Origin of the sequence: Clostridioides sp. ES-W-0018-02, assembly GCF_020658175.1 — a bacterium.
Lineage (GTDB): Bacteria > Bacillota > Clostridia > Peptostreptococcales > Peptostreptococcaceae > Clostridioides.
The window spans coordinates 1-865 of the sequence record NZ_JACVVY010000043.1; the positions used below are offsets into that span (position 1 = coordinate 1).

Annotated in this window: 1 protein-coding gene; it reads right to left on the reverse strand. The window is 29.5% G+C overall.

The features are described 5' to 3' along the window. Positions 1-865: cell wall-binding repeat-containing protein (locus IC219_RS21300; protein ID WP_227853507.1), on the reverse strand; the 865-nt coding region annotated here is incomplete at both ends.

Genomic DNA, 865 nt, shown 5'->3' on the forward strand with positions numbered 1-865 from the left:
TATTCTCCACCTATTATATAAGATTTATCTATTTTTTTATCTTTGAATAAATCATTTATTTCAGTTATATTACTATTTTCATTAGTAAGTATTATAGGCATATCATTTTGAGCTGATGCTGCACCAATACTTACTGCATCTGCTAATCCTTTTTCACCATTAACTACTGATATTTTTGATACATTACTAATTCCTTTTAATTCTTTAGCAAGATTTAGAGAAGTCTCATATCTATCATTTCCTGAAATTCTAGATACAGACATATTATCTGACTTTATAGTATCTAAAGATTTTTCGTTTACAGAAGCTTCACCACCGATTACATATACATTTTTAACTTTTAATCTCTTTAATTCAGCTAAAGTCTTCTCATTTATTTGAGAACTTCCAGTTAGCAATATAGGAGCATCTTTTTTATATGCAAATGGTGTTGCAGCCAAAGCATCTGCAATTGCAGAATCATTTATTAAAACGGCATTTTCAGCGTTTTCCCAACCTGCTTGGCTTATCTTAATAGAAGTTTCATATCTATCAGTTCCTGTTAATGCATTTGCATTTACTTCATCTTGGTATGTAACTTCAAATTTGGCATTTGGACTTCCTAAGAAAGCTATTACGCCTCCTTTTGGCAATCTAACTCTATTATTCTTTGTCACTAAAGAGTAATTTACAGGAGTTCCTTTATCATCATAAACTGCAAAAGATGAATTTTGAGGAAGATTAACTTCTATTTTTTTATTTGCTATATCATCGCCAATTTTGTACCATTTTGCATACCCTTTTGAATCTATTTGATATGTAAAAGATTTTTCTGATGATAAATTAGTTAGGGAATCTTCACTTACATATGTTTGTGTTGCAAATT